The 409-nt window shown below is 70.7% G+C and carries 2 protein-coding genes; both read right to left on the bottom strand.

The genetic code is table 11. The features are described 5' to 3' along the window. A partial coding sequence (locus tag RM812_RS42625; RefSeq protein WP_311586467.1) for a hypothetical protein occupies positions 1-226 on the bottom strand: 226 nt, incomplete at its 3' end. Next, on the bottom strand, positions 219-409 hold a 191-nt coding region (gene csx19, locus RM812_RS42620), incomplete at its 5' end, for a type III-D CRISPR-associated protein Csx19 (RefSeq protein ID WP_311586462.1). The genes csx19 and RM812_RS42625, both read right to left, overlap by 8 nt.

The following is a 409-nucleotide window of genomic DNA, read 5'->3' as shown; positions in this document are numbered from 1 at the left end:
GGGGTGCTCCATACGGGCGCAGGTCGCGGATCTGGCTCTTGTGCCAGCGGAACTCCACGCGAATGCCGTCGAGTTGCCCAGGCTCGCGGTCGCGGAGCTCCTCGGCCAGGTCGTAGGGGTGTTTCACGGGGCGGCGGCGCCCCTTCTCCTCCTCGACGGTCACCGTCAGCTTGCCGGTGTCGGCGTTCCAGGTGAGGGTTCCGGTGCGGTGCTGTCCCTCAGGCATGGGCGTCCTCCTGCGGGTCGGCCGGGACGGTTTCGATGCGCAGGAGGCGTTCCTCGCTGACGTGGGCGTTGCCGTGACGGGGATCGGTGGTGACGTAGTCGCGGGTGACGAGTCGTAGCCGCCGGTCGGCGTCGGGTCGGGGGTGGGGGACGGTGAGGGTGCCGAGTCGGGGGGTGTGCAGGA

It is taken from the genome of Streptomyces lancefieldiae (genome assembly GCF_031845825.1).
Taxonomy (GTDB): domain Bacteria; phylum Actinomycetota; class Actinomycetes; order Streptomycetales; family Streptomycetaceae; genus Streptomyces; species Streptomyces lancefieldiae.
This window is presented reverse-complemented; position numbering and strand designations above follow the sequence as displayed.